Consider the following 21208-nt stretch of genomic DNA (forward strand, 5'->3'; position numbering starts at 1 on the left):
TTTAACCCTTTACCGGCGCTTCAACACCCGAGAAATTCAAAACCGCCTGTGGCAGGCGCAAGCCTTTGACCTGAATAGTGGCCGCTTCCTGGTTAAACTGTTTTAATTCATCGGCTGTAAACTTTATGTCACTTGCGCCGGTGTTTTCCAGCATGTGCGCCATTTGCGTGGTGCCGGGTATAGGCACCACCCAGGGTTTTTGCGCCAGCAGCCACGCCAACGAAATTTGACCGGGCGTTGCATTTTTTTGTACGGCCCACTTTTTAACCAAGTTTACCAATGCCAGATTATTCGCTATATTTTCCGTAGAGAAGCGGGATTCTGTACCGCGTATATCGCCCGGCGCAAACCTGGTATTGACATCAATAGCACCGGTGAGGAAACCTATGCCCAGCGGGCTCCAGCATACAAAGCCGATGCCCAACTCCTGGCAAAGCGGCAAAATCGTCTCTTCGGGCCCGCGCCATAGCAGCGAATATTCGTTTTGAATAGCAGTAACCGGGTGAATGGCATGTGCCCGCCTTACGGTTTGTGTGCCGGGCTCGGAAAGACCGTAGTGCAGCACTTTTCCCTGGCTAATCAAATCTTTGATGGCTCCCACCACATCTTCAATCGGTACGGCAGGGTCTACCCGGTGCTGGTACAGCAAATCAATACGGTCGGTGCGCAGGCGTTTCAGCATACCTTCTACTACCTCTTTAATGTGTTCGGGGCGGCTGTTGAGGCCCGGCAGGCGCTGGCCGGTTTTTTGGTCGATGTTCCAGCCGTACTTTGTCTCGATCACTATCTTGTTCCGGAAAGAGGCTATACCTTCGCCCAGTATCCGCTCACTTTCAAAGGGTCCGTAGGCTTCGGCGGTATCAAACAAAGTAACGCCCCGGTCATAAGCTGCCCGGATGATCTTGATCATCTCTGGCCGGGATGGAATGGTGGTTTCATAGGTTCGGGGCATATTCTGTACACCCAGGCCAATGCTCGAAACTTCTAATTTGCCGCCCAGTTTGCGCTTACCGGGCGTAGCGTTTGCTGCTTCCGTTTCGGGTATGATTATTCCTGCGCTGGCATTTGATACCAGTAAAGAGCCTCCGGCAATGGTTAGTCCTGTTTTCAGGAGATTACGACGGTTCATATGTGAATTAATTAATCAAAATTTTTGAGTTAGTTTACTCGTTTTGGGTAGCAGAAGTGCTTCTGCATAAGACAATTTGCCCAAGCACAAGATAGCTGCACACTTGCCAAAAGCGGAGATCATATTAAAAAGCGGTTTTCAATAACTTACTTATTGGATAAGCGATATTTACAAGCCTTTGAGTCTTTTCATAAATGCTGGAAATGCTTCATTTAACTCCTTAAACAGCGGATGGTTCCTGTTTTGCACCATGACCTCGCTAAACAGTTTCAGGCCAAGGGAGAACTGGGCTGCTTGCAGTTTATCGTTAAAAGGGTCTTTCTCCTGTAACCATTCAATGATGCCAAAAATTTCGTCGTGATTATTAACATCCAAATTGAGCTGCCTGGCTGGTTCGCTTGTTCCATTTGCGTATTGATTCAAACTCAACGTCAAATTATATTTGTTGCTCTTTTTCTCCATTTGATGAGTTAGTTGATACTTGTGTAGGTAAGGTATAACTTACCGGTTTATCATTTTTTGTCCTTGTTCGTTGTAACGGTGGCCCTGCACTTCAACGTCGGCTACGGCTTTATTGATCTCTGTCAGGTCGTTCTCCGTTAACTCAATTTCGGCCGCACCCAAGTTTTCTTCCAGGCGGTGCAGCTTGGTAGTACCTGGTATAGGTACGATCCAGGGCTTCTGCGCCAGCAGCCAGGCCAGGGCAATCTGTGCCGGGCTGGCGTTTTTATCGGCGGCCAAGCTGCCCAGCACATCAACCAACGCCTGGTTTGCTTTGCGGTTCTCTTCCGAAAAACGCGGAACGGTGTTGCGGAAATCGTTTTGAGCAAACGTAGTGTTTTCGTTGATGGCCCCGGTTAAAAAACCCTTGCCCAGCGGACTGAACGGCACGAAGCCAATACCCAGTTCTTCTAAAACGGGTAGTATCTCCTGTTCCGGTTCGCGCCACCAAAGCGAGTACTCACTTTGCAGCGCCGTTACAGGCTGTACCGCGTGTGCGGTGCGAATGGCACCTACTCCAGCTTCCGAAAGGCCGAAGTGTTTTACTTTGCCTTCAGCAATCAGTTCTTTAACTGCCCCAGCCACATCCTCCATAGGTACGTTCGGATCAACGCGGTGCTGGTAAAACAGGTTAATCACATCCGTTTTTAAACGCTTAAGTGAAGCTTCTGCCACGGCTTTGATGGTTTCCGGGCGGCTATCTGCACCCAGGGGCGGCTTGCCTTCTTTAAATCCAAATTTAGTAGCAATGACTACCTTATCGCGGTAAGGCGCCAATGCCTCGCCAAGCAGTTCTTCGTTGGCAAATGGCCCGTAGGCTTCTGCCGTATCAAAAAAGGTGACACCTCTTTCTACCGCTGCGTGTAATAGTTTAATCGCTTCGCTTTTATCCGTTGCCGGACCGTAGCCAAAGCTCAGTCCCATGCAGCCTAAACCTAATGCAGATACTTCCAGGCCGCTTTTTCCTAATGGTCTCTTTTTCATGCTTGCTGTTTTTAACTGTTGTATTGCTCGTTCGTAACCTGCTCCATCCAACTAACAGCCGAGCCGTTTTCTTTTTCCTGTACGGCAATATGGCTCATTGCTGTGGTAGCCGTTGCGCCATGCCAATGCTTTTCATTGGGTTCAAAATAAACCACATCGCCCGGAAAGATATTTTCTCTGGCGCCGCCCTCGCGTTGAATCCAGCCAGCCCCTGCGCTAACAATCAGTGTTTGCCCCAGCGGATGGGTATGCCAGGCGGTACGGGCACCCGGCTCAAACGTTACCAGCGCCATTGCTACACGGGCAGGTGCGGGTGGTTCGTTTAAGGGGTCTATTCGTACAGCGCCGGCAAAATAGTCGGCAGGTCCTTTTGCTGAGGGTTTGGAACCGGTACGTTGAATATTCATGATTTTAAAATTAGTTTTCCAGTTTACGCTCGCCCAGCCATTTTACCATGGCGGGGTCGCGGTGATCGAAAAAGCTGCTGGCGTTGGTATCCAGCGTTTTGATTTTGTCCATTTCATCTGCGCTCAGCTCAAAGTCCAGGCTATTCAGGTTTTCGGCCATGCGTTCCTTGCGGACCGATTTGGGAATAGCCACCACGCCTCTTTGCGTTAACCAGCGCAGGATGACCTGTGCTATGGACTTATTGTACTTCTCACCGATGGCTTTCAGCAGTTCGTTGTTAAAGATGTCGTTCTTGCCTTCGGCAAACGGCCCCCACGATTCAATCTGTACTTTATTATCAATCATAAACTGCTGCGCATCGTGCTGCTGGTGGAACGGGTGGGTTTCTACCTGGTTCACCGCTGGCACCACCTCATTGTTTACAATGAGGTCCATCAGCCTGTCGGGGTGAAAATTGCTTACGCCGATGGCCCTTATCTTACCTTCTTTGTGCAGTTCTTCCATGGCCCGCCACTCGCCGTACACATCACCAAACGGCTGGTGGATGAGGTACAGGTCCAGGTAATCCAGCTGTAGTTTTCGTAACGAGTTTTCAAAGGCTTTTTTAGCGCCTTCATAGCCGTTTGACTGTATCCATAATTTGGTCGTAATAAACAGTTCTTCGCGGGCTACGCTGCTGCTTTTAATGGCTTTGCCTACCGCCTCTTCGTTCATGTAAGATTGTGCTGTATCTATCAACCGGTAGCCGGTTGCAATGGCATCTGCCACGCTTCTTTCGCACTCGGCCTGGTCGGCAATCTGGAATACGCCAAAACCCAGGATAGGCATTTCAACGCCGTTGTTTAATTTTACTGTTTGCATGGTTGTTATTTTATGTTTCGTCCTGCACAAAGCCTGCTTTATGGTGGCAGCCATTGAACAGGGTATAATTATTAAGCTGCCTTGTTTGTACAAAAGTCCGGCCTTTTATCTGCGTAAATGGTATACATTTTACGGTTGTTTATACCACTTTTACTGATTTAGAATGGATTAGCAAATAGTTAGGTGTTTAAGTGATAGATTTGGTTATAAGAAGATGTGAATATGGAAACGACGCGAACTTTCAATACAATCAATGAGTATAATCTCTTCAACAAAAACGAAACGAAACATCCGTTAGTTAGTGTGGTCGATCTGTCTAAGGCCGGTCCAAGGGAAGGCTCGCAGATGTATTTCGGTTTCTACACGGTCTTTTTAAAAGAAGTGAAATGTGGCGACCTGGTTTACGGACGTAATACCTACGATTACCAGGAAGGCACCTTGGTATTTATTGCACCGGGGCAGGTAGCAGGCATAAGCAGCAACGGGGAAATGTATCAGCCCAAAGGATATGCGCTGGTGTTTCACCCCGATTTTATTCACGGTACCGATCTGGGCCGCCGCATTCAGGAATATACCTTTTTTGGTTACCAGTCAAACGAGGCACTGCATCTGTCAGACCGGGAAAGGAACATCGTGCTGGACTGCTTTTCGAAAATTGAGTATGAGTTAGAGCGGGCGATTGATAAACACAGTAAAAGGTTAATTCTTTCTAATATCGAGTTGTTCCTGGATTACTGCGTCCGTTTTTATGAGCGGCAGTTTATCACCCGCGACCATGTTTACGAAGGTGTATTAGCAAAATTTGAGACACTTTTAAATAACTATTTTAGCAGCGAAAAGCCGGAAACGTTAGGACTTCCGTCTGTAGCTTATTTTGCCGAAAAGTTACATTTATCACCAAATTATTTCGGCGATTTGTTAAAAAAAGAAACAGGAAAAACGGCGATGGAGCACATACAGTCAAAACTGATTGATATGGCTAAGGAAAAAATATTTGACACCGGAAAAACGGTAAGCCAGATAGCATTTGAACTAGGCTTCAAATATCCGCAGCATTTTGTACGGCTGTTTAAAAAACGGGTAGGACGCACACCTAACGAATTCCGGTCAATGAATTAATAGACAGTAACGGACTATAGCTTAGATTATTCTTACCTATTCAAATCACAATACTAATTATTATACGGTGAAAAGCAAACATTTGCATCTGGTATAATTTAATTGCAAGGAGAACCGTTATTCTATAGCATGCTCCTTTCTACTAATTACTTAAGCTGTATGATAAACGCTAAAAAATCACATGGTGTTGATTCAGATATGTCCGCTTTAACAGGCAACCGGTCAAAAGTAAAACCTTGATGAAGACCTTCAAACGATCTGAAATTTTATTGTGGTAAATATGGATTAGCCTAAACGCGACTTATATGATTTTGTATAAGAGATAAAAGCTACATCAATAAATGATAATGTTCAGTTATCCTATATTGATAGCGGGAAGTGTACAGTTTGATAGTTCCAAGATTCTAACAATTTTTATACTTGAATCAGTTTGCATGTTAAACACCAATTCGAGTCCATTTTGGGGTTCGGAACGATGGTCTTAATTTGTCCCCAGTCTAAACATATGAGGTTTCAAATCTCCTCCGGGCTAAATTCGATATTATCCATAAACTTCGCTTAAGCCGAGGCGAATAATCTTCGAACTTTAAATGAGGGGTTGATGCTTGTGGCAACTATATCGAATGTTTCGGTTTGCCTTGCGCTATTTGAAATTGTGTTTCATGTTAAAAGGTACACTTACACGGCTGCGGCAAACCGTTTTGAGATTAAAAAATCTATTACTTTTTTCTTCCTTGTCCCGGCTTCAGCAAAGCTTTTTTCAAACGAAAAAAAGGATAAAAAAGAAAGCAAAAGAAGCATGGGAGTGCAGGAGCAACATAAGTGCTACAAGGTGGCGTCAGCCATTATCGTTGCGCGGGCGCAGCCGGACATTAGCTTCGCTTTCATTTTTATCGTTCTCTTTTTAAAGCAATTTCCTCTTTTACCGTGCCTGTTGCCGGTTCAATTGATGTGGTCATGGGCGCGGTGATGGATATGCGTGGAAGAATGAGCACGCTTGGCAGCGATTGGATGAACTAGTATCTGCCGCATTGCCCCGTTAGCAATAGTAGTGGAAAGCCCACAGTGCAGCGATAGCGGAACGAGGACTTGCAACGGATATTGCGGGCCGCAGGCAACGGCATAATAATTTACCTCATGGCGTAACCAACAACGTGTTAACAACTTACAAGAGTTTGAACTAAAATAATTAGTAAATTAGCCCTTCATAAACGGAGGCTTCATGGCAAAGAAGAATAAAAAAATAGAAATAGAAGATCATATCGTGGAGACAAGGCCAGCGATCAAAGAACCGGACAAAGTGAGATTGTGGGTACGGTCTGGCGGACGTTGTGCGATTTGCAACAAATACCTGCTTGACCTCAACTATGATGTTTCCATTGGCGAAATGGCACATATTGTTGGATGGAGCAAGGCAAACAAATCTCCTAGGGGCGAGGCTGAACTTGCCTTGGATGCAAGGAATACGGTTGACAACCTGATGCTGCTCTGTGCAGACCATCATAAAATCATCGATACGAAAGAACTGCTGGAAGAATTTACACTGGATCGCTTGATGCAGCACAAGGCCGACCATGAAAAAAGGATACACCACCTAACCGATCTCCAAATAGATTCGGAAAGTGTGGTTTTAAGAATGCTGGGCGGTATAAGGGGGGCAACGGTTGAGGTATCCAAGGAACATGCCCGGAATGTTGTTTTTAACAGTGAACGCAAATTTGCCATGTTCATTAATAGTTTTGACAAACACGGTATTGAAATAGACCTGAAGGCGATGCCGGAGCCGGAAGATAATTGGGAAGGGTATTGGTCTATCGGGCAGGGCATTATCGACAGGAGCCTGCGCCCGCTTATTGAAGGAGTGGATAAAGGACAGGTTCGCCACCTTTCCGTTTTTGCAATGAGCCGTATTCCGTTATTGGTGTACCTCGGCTACAAACTGGACGATAAGATACCGACCTCCCTTTATCAGAAACACCGTGGAGATCAGGAAACCTGGATGTGGTCTGAAGAGGCGAAAACGGAGACCTTTGAGGTGGTTAAATTAAAGGAAAACGCCACCCAAAATGTTGCACTGATCCTGTCTTTGAGCGGGAGTATCAATCCAAACGAACTGCCGGAAGAGATTTTGGAAAGTTGCAATCTCTACGAGATCAGGCCTATCGAAGCTACACCTAACCGCGATATTCTTAAGAGCAAGGCCTCCTACGAAAACTTCAGCAAAACGTATCACGGGTTTCTTAGCCAACTGGAAATCTCGCATAAGTCCTGCAAGCAGATCAATCTTTTTCCGGCTATACCGGTTACTGCCGCCCTGGCCTGCGGCCGTGGCCTGATGCGTGATGCACAACCGGCGATCACTGTTTACGACCGTAGCGGAACCATTTATAAACCTGCACTAACCGTAAATTCAAAATGAAATTGACAAACTACTTTAAAAGCTTTCTAGATAATGAAGTCAACTTAAATTCGGCCAGGATTACGACCCTGGACGACCGGACGGAAACCATTACCGACCTGTTGAGAGAAAGCGATAAATTTAAGGATAACTTTATCGATGTGATCCCACAAGGCTCATACGCGCACAAAACGATCATCAAGCCGGTCAAAGCAACCCATGAGTTTGATGCCGATATATTGCTTAACCTTAAAGAATACCCGGAGTGGGAAGCAAAGGACTATGTGCAGGAGCTTTACCAGTTTTTCAGGGACAACAGTACCTACCGGGAGAAGGTCAGCAGGAAAACCAGGTGCGTAACGATCAAATACGCCAATGACTTCCATATCGATGTTGTTCCATTTTTGGAACGGCATGGGCAGAAGTTCGTTACCAATCGCCATGAGAACAATTTTGAACTGACAGACCCGGAAAAATATACAGAATGGCTGGATGAACGCAACCGAATCACCAAGCACCACTTCGTGAAGGTCATTCGCCTGATCAAGTATATCCGGGACTACAAGCAGACTTTTGCCATCAAATCCATTATCCTGAATACGCTTGTAGGCGAACAGGTAAATGATGCAGCCCTGTTGGAGGACGAAAATTCCTATAGCGATGTTCCCACGACATTGTACACGGTCATGAAAAAACTGAAGGCCTATGTCCAGGATCACGAATATATGCCGACTATTGCCGATCCGGGAGAAACGGGCGAAAACTTTGGGGATCGCTGGAATCAGGACGGCTGGGCGGTTTTCAGAACCAAGATGATCTATTACAGTGATAAGATCACGGAAGCCTTTGAGGAAACCGATAAGGAAAAAAGCCTGGGCAAATGGCAGGAAATCTTCGGGGAGTGTTTCAAAAAACCGGAAACAAAGGCAGAAGAACAGCAAAATTCTGCCAGCAGAAGCCTGGTTTCCTACAACAATACCGAACAACAGATTACGGAGCTTGGCTTTCCGCTTCGAATCAATCCCATCTATAAGGTACGCCTGACCGGACGGGTGAATAAAAAAACAGGCCACCGGCATTATGACCTGGCAACCCAGGGCAACAAGGTCGGACGGGGCAGGTGGATTACCCTTACCGTAACAAACGTGAACATACCACAACCCTATGCTATCTATTGGAAAACCTTAAACCGTGGGGAACATGCTATTACATCGAACTGTATCAGAGGACAAATCAACGAAGGTGGGGCTACCCATCAGGAGCCGACCAGTTTCAAGGGCAACCATTTTGTTGAATGCTATATCGTTAAAGATGGTATTTGCGTTGCCAAGGACAGGCAATCGGTAATCATTACTTAAGAACACAACAAAAAATTAAAATATCTTTTATCTCAATTTAACGATGACCACAATGGACTATATCAAGAAAAGGGCTGATAAATTTGTCAGCCATTATATAGCGCACCAGGTAGATGAACATGAAAAGGTAATCAGTGAAGCCCAATCTGAGCTATATAATATCAATAGCCCTTTAGACAAAATCACTTTTCTACGCATGATCCTCGAAGCAAATGATCAGAAGCATCTTTTAGTGTGTACCAATAAAGAAGAGTGCCAGACCAATCATGAACATGAATCCATCCATTATTTCCTGGCCAAAGAACTTGATGATCTGGGCATTCCGATCAATGAAGATCAGTTTACCAGAGAGGAACAGTTAACTGCGGATACCAAACTCGACCAGGTTCTTCAGGAACTGGAAAAGCTAAAAATGGGGCAACAGATTATTTACGATGATCTGTCAGCTGAACTTCAGGAGCTGAAGGATTTTTATATACTCGGTAAAAAGAAATGGTACCAATTGTTCTTAGGCAAGACTGCTGAAATGGTTATCGGCGGGGTTATCAGTGAAACCGTCTCCAAAGAGTTAATCAATGTTATGGGTAAAGTAGGACAAAAACTTATTGAATAAATTATGCGATATAATCTTCCCTTATCCAATACGCTGTATCTTAAGAATCTCAATTTTTACCTGAAACTTGCGGAAGATAACCTGATTAGTTTTAAACAGCAAAACGAAGAATTTACGCAAAGGCTGATTAATGAGGAAGCCGGCAATGATTGGCTTGACGAGGGCAGTCATCTAAACAATATTGAATGGCTGTTTTTAAATTCCATCTATGCAACGTTGTATGCTTCCTTTGAACATTTTTTATATAAAGTTGCCATAACCTTGGAACATCAACCTGGAATAAACATTAAACTGAACGATATTGCAGGAAAAGGCATTTTGGCGCAATATACCCGCTACCTATACCTTGTTGGCAACATAGCATCAGCATCGAGGGAACTTGCCACTTGGGGACGTATGACCCATTACCAAAATGTGCGAAACCTCCTGGCTCACAATGGAGGCATCATGCAGGATAAGGCTCAAAAAACACTTGAAAAGCATAAAGATTTCAATTTTTTAAAAAATGAAGATGTGGTTATGGCCGGAAGTTTAGGCCTAATAAGGATCAGGAACAAAAAAATCTTGGAGTCTTTCATTAAGGAAACCACGCTGCTAACCGGCAATATACTTAAAGAGTTCAACCAAAAATTTCCAGTGCAAGTGGATGCTACACAATAACAAACACTTATACAGCACGCGCTCGCTGAAAGTCTGTAATTATTTCTTTAAAAATAGATGGTTGCCCTATTTTTATCTTGTTGTTCTGAACAAAATAATATTTAACAAACTCGTCAAAAGAGATCATATCATTGATCGGATCACCACTGGAGATATACTTATGGTAAGACTTTAGGCAATCTCCCAATTCGAGCTTTCCGCTTTTAAAGTGGTCTTGCAGCAGCAAAAGGTTATCTAAATGAATCATTGTCAGGTTTTGGATGCCATCTGTCAACACCCCATCCATTTGTTTAAGTTCTTTCATTCGCTGATTCAAGAAATAGTTAACCCCGTACGCTTCCAGGCTTATATCTGTATGTACGATGATCGGAAAAACAGATGCACCGTCAGCGGGTGAGCAATCAATTTCCCTATCAGCATAGACACCAGTCTTTATCTGTTTGATACTGTTGAGCAGTTGGGTAATACCTTTCCTTTTCCCCTTGGTATCCTTTTCAAGTTTATCCAGCAAGCCATCTTTTACCTTATCGATACCATCTGCATATTTAACATCTGAAGACACCAGGATGTCCTTAAATTCAAACAAAAAAATGTCATTTCGATGCCTGATATAATAATCCGGCTCGGCCTCTTTAAGCTTTTCTTTCAGTTGTTCACCTGTCAGATTAATATTGCCATAGCCTTCAAAGCAATTATGCATTATGGAATAAAACAAAACAGGTTCTGAAAAGTGGTTGCCCAAACCTTTCTTTAGTTTCGGGAAGGACAATCCTACCCGCTCCGAAAAATCAAACAGAAAGCCGTTATAGAGCTTGTCCACAAAGAATCTGAAGTCCAAAAAAAGAAACTTGTGTTCGGAAAGCCTAAACAATGGAAATGTCCGCAATGATTTGTAATCCCTATCTATTGTTGCTTTATCGTTAATCGCCATCCGGGAATAGAAGGAAAGAAATTGTTCGTCACCTTCAAAATGCATAATCGGGGTTGGCTCGTCGCTAACTTGCAAATTCAGATATGGTGAAATAAGCTTCCATAGATAGCTCTTATAAGATGGAAGGGACAGGCTTTCCAGAAATAGGTTTAGATAACCACCATAATCGTCATTAGTCTCACAAAATTTAAAGAAATAATAAACCTTAAGAAATTGCAACACATAGTCCTTGAACTTTTCATTTTCGATGTTTCTAAGTTGCACCTTTAGTATTTCATCGGCAAACTGCTGGAATGAGCCCGTATCATCCCAATTAAAAATCGGCTCTTGGTCTGCGATACTGGTGAAGTTAAAAGTAAGCAACAAACGAAACAGTGTTCCAAAATCATCTTTACCAAGTTCCCGGCGACAGTCCGCGTCAGCGTACACCAGCAAGTGCTGAATCAAATCCAGGCAAGGCCTTCGATCTAACACCTTAAATCCAGGGTCGAAAACCACTGAACTATTATTGGTCACAAATTCCAATAGCCCTTGTTGTGTGCTACCGCCCATCTTCATCATCCATTGCATCAGGTGATTGCTCTGGAACATTTCATCGCTACGTTTTCGGACATTGAACAAATGCAGGAGATAGGCTATAAATTTGACCGCTTCATTTTTTGGAAGCTTGGGAAGGGTAGATTTAAGGTCTAGCGGTTCGTTGTATACGCTATGGTAGCCCAAAAGTACCTGACGTTCAAGTTTGCCCTTTTCCATTTTACAAACCCAATAAAGGTTTTACGGCCTCAAAAATCGGAGCAGCCAGCAAGTTCGTGAACGTACCAAGGCCTACAGCTTTCATCAGGCTGCCAATTGTAGTAAGCTGGGGCTGAACGTCCCTGTTTCTTTCCAGTTGCACTACTGCATAGTCCATTTCCATCGCAAAATCCTTGCGAATATTTTCATCCATTGCCTGAAGATCATAGCGCAATATTTCAAAGAAGTCTTTCAACTGGTCTTTTTGCAGGTGGTTATGTTGAACCTGGGTAGCATGGTTGGAGTTTTGCTGGAACTGAAGCGGGGCATTTACCGTGCCTACATTGATGGTATTATTGATGGTTTGATTCTGCTTTTCTTCCGGTTTCATTTTCTTATCATTAATCCATTTTTCAAATAATTCGATATAGGCCTCATTGGTACTTCGATTTTTTAACAGGAAGTATCTCATAGCTCATGTGTTCCAGGAACAGTTCTCTACCTCCGGCATTAAGGGAGACGTAAATATTGAAATGATGATCGATCAGGCCATCAATTTTATAGGAAGGCCTCACCCGGAGCAACCGGGAAACAAACTGGTGGTCGTAGTCCTCTGCCGTAACCTCAGTATATACATGGCTGCTCTGATATTGATCCCTTTTTCCCCAATCACCCCTGATCCGCTTTCCAAAGCTTGCGAATATCCGTTGGCTACCTAAATTTTCGAGGTGATGTGCTCCATCTGGCAAATCGCTTTGTGTGCTAATGTCAAAAAATGGGTTCATAGGCATTAAGTTGAAATACAAATATACCTGATCTAAAAGGTGAATCTTATACTGTTTTTAAACAATGTCCCTGGTTCTCAGAATATCAAAGGTGGCAGTGCGAGCATTGCTGTAGACCAGCATAACTTTAATTTATTTATCGTACTTTAATGTATATAAATAAAATATGATAACCGATAAAGATTTCACGGTAACGTTTTTTGACGTAAATGGCGGTGATGGCATTTGGATCAGATATAAGGGTGTCGAAACCAAATTTCACAATATCCTAATAGACGGTGGATATGTAAAAAGTTACTATGGAGCTTTTAAGAAAGCCATTGATAAAATAATTGAATTGGAGGAAGTGGTAAATCTTTGGATTATCACACATGTCGACGGTGATCACATCGGAGCTATCCTTGCCTTTATAAATGATTCCAGTTTAAAAAACAAAGCAGCCATCGTCCTTTCATTTTGGTTCAATCACACCAACTTTGAGGCAACTAACCAATCATCAGCAATATCCGTAAGCCAGGGAATCAAATTGAGGAAACATCTTGCCACCCTTGGGATCGTTGAAGAAAGTTTCATTGATACGACAGTCACGGAAAGGCAGTTGCACGAAGTCCTCTTCCAAATATTAAGCCCTTTGCCGGAAAAACGGGCTATGGCTAATGATGAATGGTTATTGGAAGAGGGGACTACAAAGGTTTCCCGAAAAAAAGAATCGGATCACGGAAAGACCATTGACGAACTTAAACTTAACATTTTCGCAGAGGACGATGATGTTCCCAATGGAAGTTCCATTGCTTTTATTTTAAGATATAAGCGCTTTTCAGGATTGTTTCTGGCCGATTCGCACCCTTCCGACATCATCAGCTCCTTAAAATCCTTGGGGTATTCTTCCGAAAATAGATTAAAAATAGATTTTGTGAAAGTGGCACATCATGGAAGTAAGGTCAATACTAATGATGAACTTTTAAGTTTGATCGATTGTACAAACTATATTTTTAGCGCAAACGGTATAAGCCATTTTCACCCTGACAAAGAAGTCCTAACCAGAATAATAACTCATGAATCAAGAAAACCTGCAACCTCTGTAAATTTATCGTTTGTGGTAGACAATACCGCTCTTCGAAGCCTTTTTGATGTTGATGAACATGCGGCCATAAATCATAACTTTGAATTAAAATATCCAGAAGACGGAGATAATTATCTTCAATTAACCTATAATGCAACCCGACCTTGAACATAGCCACTGAGAACATATTAAAGCAGATTGCTGTCAGAATTAACTGTAATGGAGAAGTAGGTTCTGGCGTCCTGTATTTTCCTGAAAACAATCCAGCATTTGTTTATGTATTCACGGCTAAGCACTGCCTTTGTGGCAAAAAGTTTGACAAAACTTTTAATACAACGGATATAACTATCGACAAAATTTTCAATCAGTCCACGGGATTGTTTTCAGAATATCAATGCCTTGACCGCGATGAAGTAATCCAGACCGATAGCGAAGATGACATTGCGGTAATCGTTATTAAAAAAGCTGCCATATCTGAAATAATCGGCGATGCACTGGACTACAAGTTGGTGGAAAAGAATGACGATAAATATCCCGTGCACTTCAGAGGTTTCCCTCAGCTAACCGAAAATGAAACGGATCGGCCATTTGAGGCAAAGTTTGTTGAGGAAATCAAAAGCCATACTCAAAAATTTCAACTTAACTCTTTAAATAGGCTGGACAGCTTTTATACGCCTTCTGCGGAAAATATGGCTGGCACATCTGGTAGCGGTTTGTTCATCGTTAAAGAAAACGTCCCCTATTTATTGGGGATTTTAACGGGCATTGATAAGATCGATGCTTTTTTCGGGACAAAAATTTCCGTACTGAACGATTGGTTTGTTAAAAGCCATCTCCCTATCCTCAACTTAGATTCTTTTCAGGAGGCAGTCCTTAAAACCAGTGTTGATGCCTATATCAAAGAAACGGTGGAAAAAATGGCGCGAGATTTTTTACCAGCCGGACAGTTTGATAAGCCAATTGAGGAAATCGATCTTTCCACTGGTGTAACTTTTCCCGAATTAAAAACATTTTCTAAACGTGAAAAGGTTGTTAAAATATGTCAGGTTTACCTACTATCAAAATGCTGTCTATGGATGCAGGGCGATGTTGGTATTGGCAAGACGCATCTGAGCTATTTAACAGCATCAACTTTTTCAGATCATTTTTGGTTGGATCTTAGCGATTTTGATGCGGCTTCATCCTTTCAATATTTGCTTACCACGATGTGCAGTGTATTTGGGGCTGTAGCACCAACCGATGCAACAAAGGCAACTGACCTTATCCATCAACATCTGCCCAATAGCGCGATAATCGTATTGAATGACCTGCCCGATCTTACAGGACAATCTCGCATCCAAACTGCACTGAGTACATTTATATTAAAAGGTATTACCAAAGGAATAAAAATAATTGTGACCAGCAACTATTCGCCGGGTAAAACGATACAAGAAAAGATTGACGAGGAGCTGATCGAATATAACATACCTATGTTCGATGACGATGAGTGCAAAGAAGTACTTTTGGCTTATGGTGCGACGGAGGACATTGATGAACTTTCAGGAGTTATTGTTGAACTCACTGACGGACATCCGCTAATCATTAATGCCGTATGCCGCTATCTCCGGGAACAGAGCTGGAAAATAGATGTTGCCACCCTTGACAGCTTATTTAAAAATGAATACGGTAAGCAGTTGGACAAAGAAACCTATGAAAAGCTGTTGGTCTCTACGGAAGACGAGCAGTCCCGACAATTACTTTTCAGATCTAAGATCATAATCGGGACTTTTAAGGAACGCGAAATCCAAGTAGTCGGCAACGTCGAACCGGTAATAGAGAACTTGAACCAAAAGATTATCCGCCTTTCCGGCTTATGGCTAAAGCCTTTACAAGATGGTAAGTTTCAGCTATCTGCCCTGGTTAAAAGGCTTGGCGAAAATCTTAGCCAGACATTATCAGAGGCAATTAATAAAGCCTTGGGTTATAATATTATCAGTCAAAGCCCCTTAAGTCCTGCAACCGCAATTAAAGCGTTGCGCTACTTTGATTGCGCTAAGTCCTACAATCAGGCTGCTTTTCTCTTAATAAAAGTACTGAACTCATCCTTGGACAACCCAAAGCTCTTTTTCAATTGGGGCTTTTCTCTATTCTGGTATTATGACGCGTTGCCGGAATCAATGCATCCATTTGCCAAACTCTACATCAGGTTCATGCAGATCAACCTGTCTTTGATGGAGAACCGGGAAACGGCCTTTTTGATTGACGATCTGAATGAAATTGCCAAGCACAAAGATATTGGCGATGCTGGAAAGGGAATTGTAAGCCTAATGAATTTCAGGCTAAACCTCGACAAGAACCCTGTCGGCTCGATGGATAGCTACATCAACGCTGTTACGCAACTTTCACCGATCATGGATGAGGCCGAAGAAACTGGAATCTCTGAAATAATAAAATTAAAGGACGTTATCTGGCTAACGTTCTACAATCTGAAGACAAAGCAAGAATACGAGGCCTGGTTTATCTCATTCAGTAAAAGTGGCATTGACCCAGCATCGATAGATATTGAACAGAATGAGGGTTATATGCTAGCGGGAATTGCTTTGCATAGAAATCTTTTGGCACCTATTACATTGGAAAGATGGCCGGGGGTGGAAGATACCCTGATGTTTATACTGGCAAAGGCAATCGATCATAAATTATACCTGATTGCAGCCTACGCTATCCGAAATCTGATACAGTTGATATTCTGTACATCAAAAGACATCAGCAAAATATTGCACATCATCCAGGAATATGGATCTTTTATTGAGAATGTACATATTTATAAGTTTTTAGTCTATGATGAGTTGGGAAGGCAATATAAATATGCCGGGCAGAAAGAAAATGCACTTATCGAGCTTTCTAAGGTAGCGGACGAACCCATTTCAGAGATTTTTACAGAAAAGCCAGGATTTCTTATCGCTTATTCAGAACTTATCAGTAGCAAAAGCGAAGAACTAGCGCATCAATATATAGTGGAAGGCTTGCGGCTAGTGCTCAATAAAGAATACTATACCCCACTTGAGCAAATGAAGTTATATGGTGAAGTAGGGTTGTCCTATTTTCTGATTGGAAAACCTTACGAAGCTACGAAGTCACTGGAAAAATCATTCGACATGTTGTTGAACGAGTATGATAATAGTGACGGTTTTAAAGTAACGATCATTAGGAACGGACACAATATAAACTATATCTCTAAGGTGATCATGGAAGGTATTCCGCCCGCGAAGACTTCCAATGATGACTATTATGTTCCACCGACCAGGGGCTCTTTTTTCTTCAATGACGAGAAAGTTTTAAAGGGTGGATTCTATTTTGAAGAACGCCGGTACATCAATTGTATCATCTATCAAGCGACTAATGAATTTTACGGAAATTACCAGGCCTCCAAGAAATGGGCATTAAAGTCAATTGAAATTGCACTTAACCTCAAGTCTGCTGAATATGCATCGCTGCTGTACCGGAATTTGTTCTATATCGTACAGGACAGGGCCTATTCTAAAGCCATCGATCTGTATAACCAAATCAAAGATGCTTATATAGCAAGGGAAAATGAACCGGTGAAGGGAAATGGGACGCTCTCAGACAGGCCGCCTGGTCTTGTTGATTATACGAAAAATGATTTTTCATTTTTTGAAGAGGTGATTATCCCAATTTTTATTCAAATTGCCCAGGACATTGTAGAAGGCATAATTGCTCCTGATGTTTATGAACAAATTATTTTAGAGATTTTTGACAATCCAGAGATACGCGTTACGGATACCGAAACCTTTAATTTTTTCAGAACACTTTTTGAGCGGGTACTCCTTGGCGACATATCACTAACTCAATTTCAGGAGCTTATCAACAGCTATAAGGGCGGAAGTTTAGATCAAGTAATAATGGTTGGGTATATTCTTTATTCCATTAAGTCAAACGCGGCCGAAGCAGCGGAATTTCAGTTGTCAATAATCGGAAGGTTAGAGAAATTTCATGCGAAGAATTTTGCGGGGTTTTATAAATTTATGATTGTCCCATTTTTTGAAAGTTTTTGGCTCAAAAAGTTCGATACGTATAAAAGGGAGTTTTCTGACAATGCGTTTTGGATTGATAAAAGCGCACCGTCCTTTTTAAATGCAAAACCCACGGAAAAATTAAGAAAATTATTCAGGACTTTACGGCATCACCTATCATTAAAGACAACCGTTGATCATGATGATTGGATCGATGGCTGAGACATGTGAAGTTTGGTGATCGACTAATCTTCTACTTAAATTCTTCAGAGAAGTATTCTTGTAATACGAATACCGCATTTTGCATTGCGCAAATTATTTATAATAAGAACAATTAATAACGGATAACTATTTATTATCTATGATTGCCATCGTCCATTAGTAATTGTATTATTCCCACAATTTCCTGATATGTGAAGGCATCAAATACTTGGCATTTATTGGGTTTTTTATCACACAGCATAACGCTTTTAAATTCAGTTGCTGATTTACTAACCCGTAATCCTTTACTGTAAAGCTTCCTATTTGGAATTTCAAAATGCTCTATTACACCTATTAGTTTATGTGCCTTAAATAGCATTCTTGCCCAGCGCCTTCCATGTAAGCTTCTCTTCCATAAATCAGGTTTAATGTCGTACCAACACTGCTTTTCTTCCAATTCTTTGGCAGTTTCATAACAAGTACGCTGCACTTGTAAAATAAGGTGTTGTACTACTGCTAATTTCTTTATGCTGTGCATGACCATATCAAACTGTTTTATCATGTTGCCGGATACAAAAAGAGCGCGGGTGATCATCAAGTTCCGGCAAGGAGGTACTGGTATACCCATAGAACGAAACAAGACAAGCCCGCGCTTTTGCACAGGCGTTGCGCTTGCATCTCGTTCTTTAAAAATTACCAGTTTTCCTTACCGAGAGCGTAGCGAACGCTAAACCTTAATATGTAGTTGAGTGGCTCTTTCTTCTATCTTATAATGCTGTTTATTTAATGTTTAAAAATCGTTTAAAGGTAATACCAATCATGCAAAACACAAAATGCACCTTAACAAACGTTAAAGTGCATTTTTAAGAAGGTTGGCTATGATTATTCGTAGTTCTCAATAACGCTTTTCAGCTTATTTTTTGCCAGCGTTATTTCGGCGTCATCAACCTTCGTTACCTGGCATTTGTCGGTGCCTTCCAAAATTTCAAGGCACCTTATTAAAATTTGTATCACCTGTTTATCCGTTTCATCACTTAATCGGCTCATTTTCCGGAAAATTTTAGGGGGTTTTGAGGCCCCCTGTTAGTTAAATAATTGGTTAATTGTTTTGCTTGTGTTTTATATGACCGCTGCTAATTCAAATTCAAAGCATCGCTGCCGTTCTTGGCAAAGTTGGTGCAAAGGTCGAAAGCTGTTTGGCTTCGCTGCAGTCCTGTACCAAACAAGATAGATTTCAGCTTGGCTTCGCTGTCCTTGTAAGTTCTTACGTTCTGAAAGTAACCCGTTACTGCGTTGTAGGCGCCAAACAAGGTTCCTTTGGTGGTTGCCTCCTGCTGGGTGGGGCTGGTTAAAGCATACTCCATTACACTGCTGACCATATTATTGTAAGTCGTGGACAGTTCCGTTTCCTTTCCGCTTTGCAGGTTTTGCAACACTTCCTTGCTCGGTGCCATTGATACCTGTATTAGCTTTTTAACGGCGGTATCTGTTATTTTGACTTTAGACCAGTGGTTAAACACTTCTTCCAGTTCGTTAGCTAACTGGTTGGTTAGGCCCAACAAGGTATGCGCCTGTTTCAATCTTTCGTTTACGTTGGCGGTATGCCTTATTTTAATGCAGTTCGTATGATTGCGCATAGCTGCGTTAAGCGTATTGGAACAAACTACCCTTACCGGTGTAAAAGCTGCGGTGATGCTGCCGTAACCATCGTGGGAGGTGTTAAGAAACAAGTACTGCTCTATCAAGTCGTTTTTACCTACACGGATATAATCCGGGAGCTTAGCCGTAATAAAGATGCGCTCGCCTTTGCCCAATGCGCCTGCCGTTTCATATAGAATACCATCACCACCGCCAACAATGCTGTCAAAGAAGGCAAACGCTTCGCGGTTCTGTACCACTTCATAATCCTTGCCTACTACACCTAATACCTGCTCGGTGTCTGCCCGTACCGTAGCAAAGTAGTCAGTTACTTCTATGTCCGGTGTAGCTTCCTCATTGTTTCCTATATGATTGCTGGTGTCATAAGTAAACAAGGGACGTTTTTCTACGATGTAGTCCAGCCCCGCATATTCGATAGCCTGTGCGCTGGTGGGGTAGTCAGTAACAATCTGTCCTAAGCCGTGCCATGCTTTTTCTGATTTGCTCATAAAGCTGTGCTTTCCTGTGCTACTGTTATAATTGATGTTATGTGCCATGATGTGTTAGTATTTGAGTTTTGAATTAATGAGTTAATAAATGAGTTACTGCTTCGGCCTGCCTTGACCTGTTGTTAAGCTGATAATTTTGGTTTCCAGCACTTGCACGTTTGGTGTGCTGCCGATGCTGTACTGGCTTTGTGTTTCCAGTTCTTTCATTGCATCGGTTATATTACTGTGGCTGGTTTCAATCACCACTTTGATAAATAGGAATACGGTGTCTTTCATCATCTTAAGTTTTAGATTCTAACCGGTATAGGAATTCATAAATTCGGTAAGTTCCGACTGAAAGGCTGCCGGGTTCTCGGCAGCTAACGTTTGCGCGTAACCTTCCCAAAAGATTTGGTTCGTTAGCTCTACAAATAGTTCGTACATGGGTTATTGGGATTTGCTTTGATTGGTCCTGTTAACTATATGATTTAAATACAGCCCTGCGCTGTCCGGCAGGGCTGTTTTGCTTTGATGGGGTGGCTTATGCCGGGATAGTGATGTTGGCTTCGATTTCGGCTAACTTGTCTACGCACATGCGGTTAACCATCTGCGAGACGGCAAAGATGATGGTCGGGTTCTTGGTTACGAACTTCCGCCTGTTGTCGTCCTCAATGGTCAGGGTGCAGCCCTGGTAATAGTTACCGTCTGTCTCGTCAGCATCTTCCTTAATGTCCACTTCAAAGGCTTCTAAGTTGTTAATCGTTTCCAGCAGCTTGTTACGCTGGATGCTCCGGCGGTGCAGTTCTTCCACCAGCTTCAACGTGCTTTCTAAATTTAAAGCCGGTTTCATGCTGACTGGTGCCAGCTGCGGTGCTTCGGCTGGTTTGGGCTGCTCCGGTTGTTCCGGCTGGGACTGCTCAGCTTTCACCTGGCCGTTGGCAGGTTCAGCTGGCTTTTCCTCTTTGGGTTTGTCCACTTCCCTGTTCACCGGGTTGCCGTTGACAAAGGCTGCGCCTTTTGCTGGTCTGCCGTTTGTGTTGTTGTTTACTGCTGCGCTGTTTTCTTTTACTTTGGTTTCCATGACTTTTTTAATTTGGATTACTGTTTATAAATATTATGCTCTTGCTTTTTAATTCATTTGTTGTGTAAGGTTGGGTTTGTATTGTAGCTTCTCTGTGGCGGTGCCCTGCTGTGTTTCGTTTTCATGGAATGGGTGCGTTTTGTTTTTTAGTGCCTTAATTGTTAAGGTCAGCTCGCATACGCTCGCTGGCTTTTTATTAAGCACCGCACCTGAAAGAGCCGGGCATAACGGCAAGCCTTTTGGAA

Annotated in this window: 22 protein-coding genes; 8 read left to right on the top strand and 14 right to left on the bottom strand. The window is 42.7% G+C overall.

Features of this window, described 5'->3' with window-relative positions:
* Window position 1 precedes the first annotated feature (1 nt).
* The 5 genes from ACY652_RS08005 to ACY652_RS08025 form a co-directional block, all read right to left on the bottom strand.
* Entirely contained in the window at window positions 2-1129 is a 1128-nt protein-coding gene (locus ACY652_RS08005; RefSeq protein WP_462267648.1) for an aldo/keto reductase, read from the bottom strand.
* Between the two features lie 168 nt (window positions 1130-1297).
* Entirely contained in the window at window positions 1298-1591 is a 294-nt protein-coding gene (locus ACY652_RS08010; protein ID WP_462267650.1) for a DUF3861 family protein, read from the bottom strand.
* 39 nt (window positions 1592-1630) lie between these two features.
* On the bottom strand, window positions 1631-2614 hold the full coding sequence (locus ACY652_RS08015) for an aldo/keto reductase (RefSeq protein WP_462267652.1): 984 nt from the start codon (window positions 2612-2614) through the stop codon (window positions 1631-1633).
* A gap of 11 nt (window positions 2615-2625) precedes the next feature.
* Window positions 2626-3021 (bottom strand): (R)-mandelonitrile lyase, encoded by a 396-nt coding sequence (locus ACY652_RS08020; RefSeq protein ID WP_462267654.1) that lies wholly within the window; start codon window positions 3019-3021, stop codon window positions 2626-2628.
* Between the two features lie 10 nt (window positions 3022-3031).
* A complete protein-coding gene (locus ACY652_RS08025; protein WP_462267656.1) occupies window positions 3032-3883 on the bottom strand; it encodes an aldo/keto reductase in 852 nt (283 codons plus the stop codon).
* A 222-nt stretch (window positions 3884-4105) separates the two neighbouring features.
* On the opposite strand from ACY652_RS08025, the gene ACY652_RS08030 reads away from it, so the two are divergent.
* The 6 genes from ACY652_RS08030 (at window position 4106) to ACY652_RS08055 (ending at window position 10031) form a co-directional block, all read left to right on the top strand.
* Window positions 4106-5002, top strand: a complete 897-nt coding sequence (locus ACY652_RS08030) for a helix-turn-helix domain-containing protein (RefSeq protein ID WP_462267658.1) — start codon at window positions 4106-4108, stop codon at window positions 5000-5002.
* 607 nt (window positions 5003-5609) lie between these two features.
* Window positions 5610-5972, top strand: coding sequence for a hypothetical protein (locus tag ACY652_RS08035; RefSeq protein ID WP_462267660.1), 363 nt, complete (start codon window positions 5610-5612; stop codon window positions 5970-5972).
* A 252-nt stretch (window positions 5973-6224) separates the two neighbouring features.
* A complete protein-coding gene (locus ACY652_RS08040) occupies window positions 6225-7421 on the top strand; it encodes an SAVED domain-containing protein (protein WP_462267662.1) in 1197 nt (398 codons plus the stop codon).
* Entirely contained in the window at window positions 7418-8758 is a 1341-nt protein-coding gene (locus ACY652_RS08045) for an SMODS domain-containing nucleotidyltransferase (protein ID WP_462267664.1), read from the top strand. Before ACY652_RS08040 ends, ACY652_RS08045 begins: the two co-directional genes overlap by 4 nt.
* Before the next feature lie 52 nt (window positions 8759-8810).
* Window positions 8811-9371 carry a hypothetical protein gene (locus ACY652_RS08050; protein ID WP_462267666.1) on the top strand — a complete coding sequence of 187 codons (561 nt, stop codon included), beginning with the start codon at window positions 8811-8813 and terminating at the stop codon, window positions 9369-9371.
* A 3-nt stretch (window positions 9372-9374) separates the two neighbouring features.
* On the top strand, window positions 9375-10031 hold the full coding sequence (locus ACY652_RS08055) for a hypothetical protein (RefSeq protein WP_462267668.1): 657 nt from the start codon (window positions 9375-9377) through the stop codon (window positions 10029-10031).
* 7 nt (window positions 10032-10038) lie between these two features.
* Here ACY652_RS08055 and ACY652_RS08060 read toward each other — a convergent pair whose 3' ends face one another.
* The 3 genes from ACY652_RS08060 to ACY652_RS08070 are packed head-to-tail and all read right to left on the bottom strand — an operon-like array spanning window position 10039 to window position 12482.
* Window positions 10039-11718, bottom strand: coding sequence for a hypothetical protein (locus ACY652_RS08060; protein ID WP_462267670.1), 1680 nt, complete (start codon window positions 11716-11718; stop codon window positions 10039-10041).
* Window position 11719: 1 nt separating this feature from the next.
* Window positions 11720-12169: a hypothetical protein gene (locus ACY652_RS08065; RefSeq protein WP_462267672.1), complete on the bottom strand. Its 450-nt coding sequence runs from the start codon at window positions 12167-12169 to the stop codon at window positions 11720-11722.
* Complete coding sequence (locus ACY652_RS08070; protein ID WP_462267674.1) at window positions 12132-12482, bottom strand: hypothetical protein; 351 nt, start codon at window positions 12480-12482, stop codon at window positions 12132-12134. The genes ACY652_RS08065 and ACY652_RS08070 overlap by 38 nt, the downstream gene beginning before the upstream one ends.
* 166 nt (window positions 12483-12648) lie before the next feature.
* Between ACY652_RS08070 and ACY652_RS08075 the strand changes: the two genes are divergently transcribed.
* Together ACY652_RS08075 and ACY652_RS08080 are read left to right on the top strand one after the other, a co-directional pair.
* On the top strand, window positions 12649-13713 hold the full coding sequence (locus ACY652_RS08075; protein WP_462267676.1) for a ComEC/Rec2 family competence protein: 1065 nt from the start codon (window positions 12649-12651) through the stop codon (window positions 13711-13713).
* Window positions 13710-17777: a hypothetical protein gene (locus tag ACY652_RS08080; RefSeq protein WP_462267678.1), complete on the top strand. Its 4068-nt coding sequence runs from the start codon at window positions 13710-13712 to the stop codon at window positions 17775-17777. The genes ACY652_RS08075 and ACY652_RS08080 overlap by 4 nt, the downstream gene beginning before the upstream one ends.
* Before the next feature lie 133 nt (window positions 17778-17910).
* Here ACY652_RS08080 and ACY652_RS08085 read toward each other — a convergent pair whose 3' ends face one another.
* The 6 genes from ACY652_RS08085 to ACY652_RS08110 form a co-directional block, all read right to left on the bottom strand.
* Window positions 17911-18354 (bottom strand): hypothetical protein, encoded by a 444-nt coding sequence (locus ACY652_RS08085; protein ID WP_462267680.1) that lies wholly within the window; start codon window positions 18352-18354, stop codon window positions 17911-17913.
* 284 nt (window positions 18355-18638) lie between these two features.
* Entirely contained in the window at window positions 18639-18803 is a 165-nt protein-coding gene (locus ACY652_RS08090; RefSeq protein WP_462267682.1) for a hypothetical protein, read from the bottom strand.
* An 86-nt stretch (window positions 18804-18889) separates the two neighbouring features.
* Window positions 18890-19951: a DUF932 domain-containing protein gene (locus ACY652_RS08095; RefSeq protein WP_462267684.1), complete on the bottom strand. Its 1062-nt coding sequence runs from the start codon at window positions 19949-19951 to the stop codon at window positions 18890-18892.
* Between the two features lie 45 nt (window positions 19952-19996).
* A complete protein-coding gene (locus tag ACY652_RS08100; protein ID WP_462267686.1) occupies window positions 19997-20182 on the bottom strand; it encodes a hypothetical protein in 186 nt (61 codons plus the stop codon).
* 15 nt (window positions 20183-20197) lie between these two features.
* Window positions 20198-20326, bottom strand: coding sequence for a hypothetical protein (locus ACY652_RS08105; protein WP_462267688.1), 129 nt, complete (start codon window positions 20324-20326; stop codon window positions 20198-20200).
* A gap of 97 nt (window positions 20327-20423) precedes the next feature.
* Window positions 20424-20963 (bottom strand): hypothetical protein, encoded by a 540-nt coding sequence (locus tag ACY652_RS08110; protein ID WP_462267690.1) that lies wholly within the window; start codon window positions 20961-20963, stop codon window positions 20424-20426.
* Between the last annotated feature and the right edge of the window lie 245 nt (window positions 20964-21208).

Origin of the sequence: Mucilaginibacter sp. (assembly GCF_965200995.1) — a bacterium.
In the GTDB taxonomy this organism is placed as follows: domain Bacteria; phylum Bacteroidota; class Bacteroidia; order Sphingobacteriales; family Sphingobacteriaceae; genus Mucilaginibacter.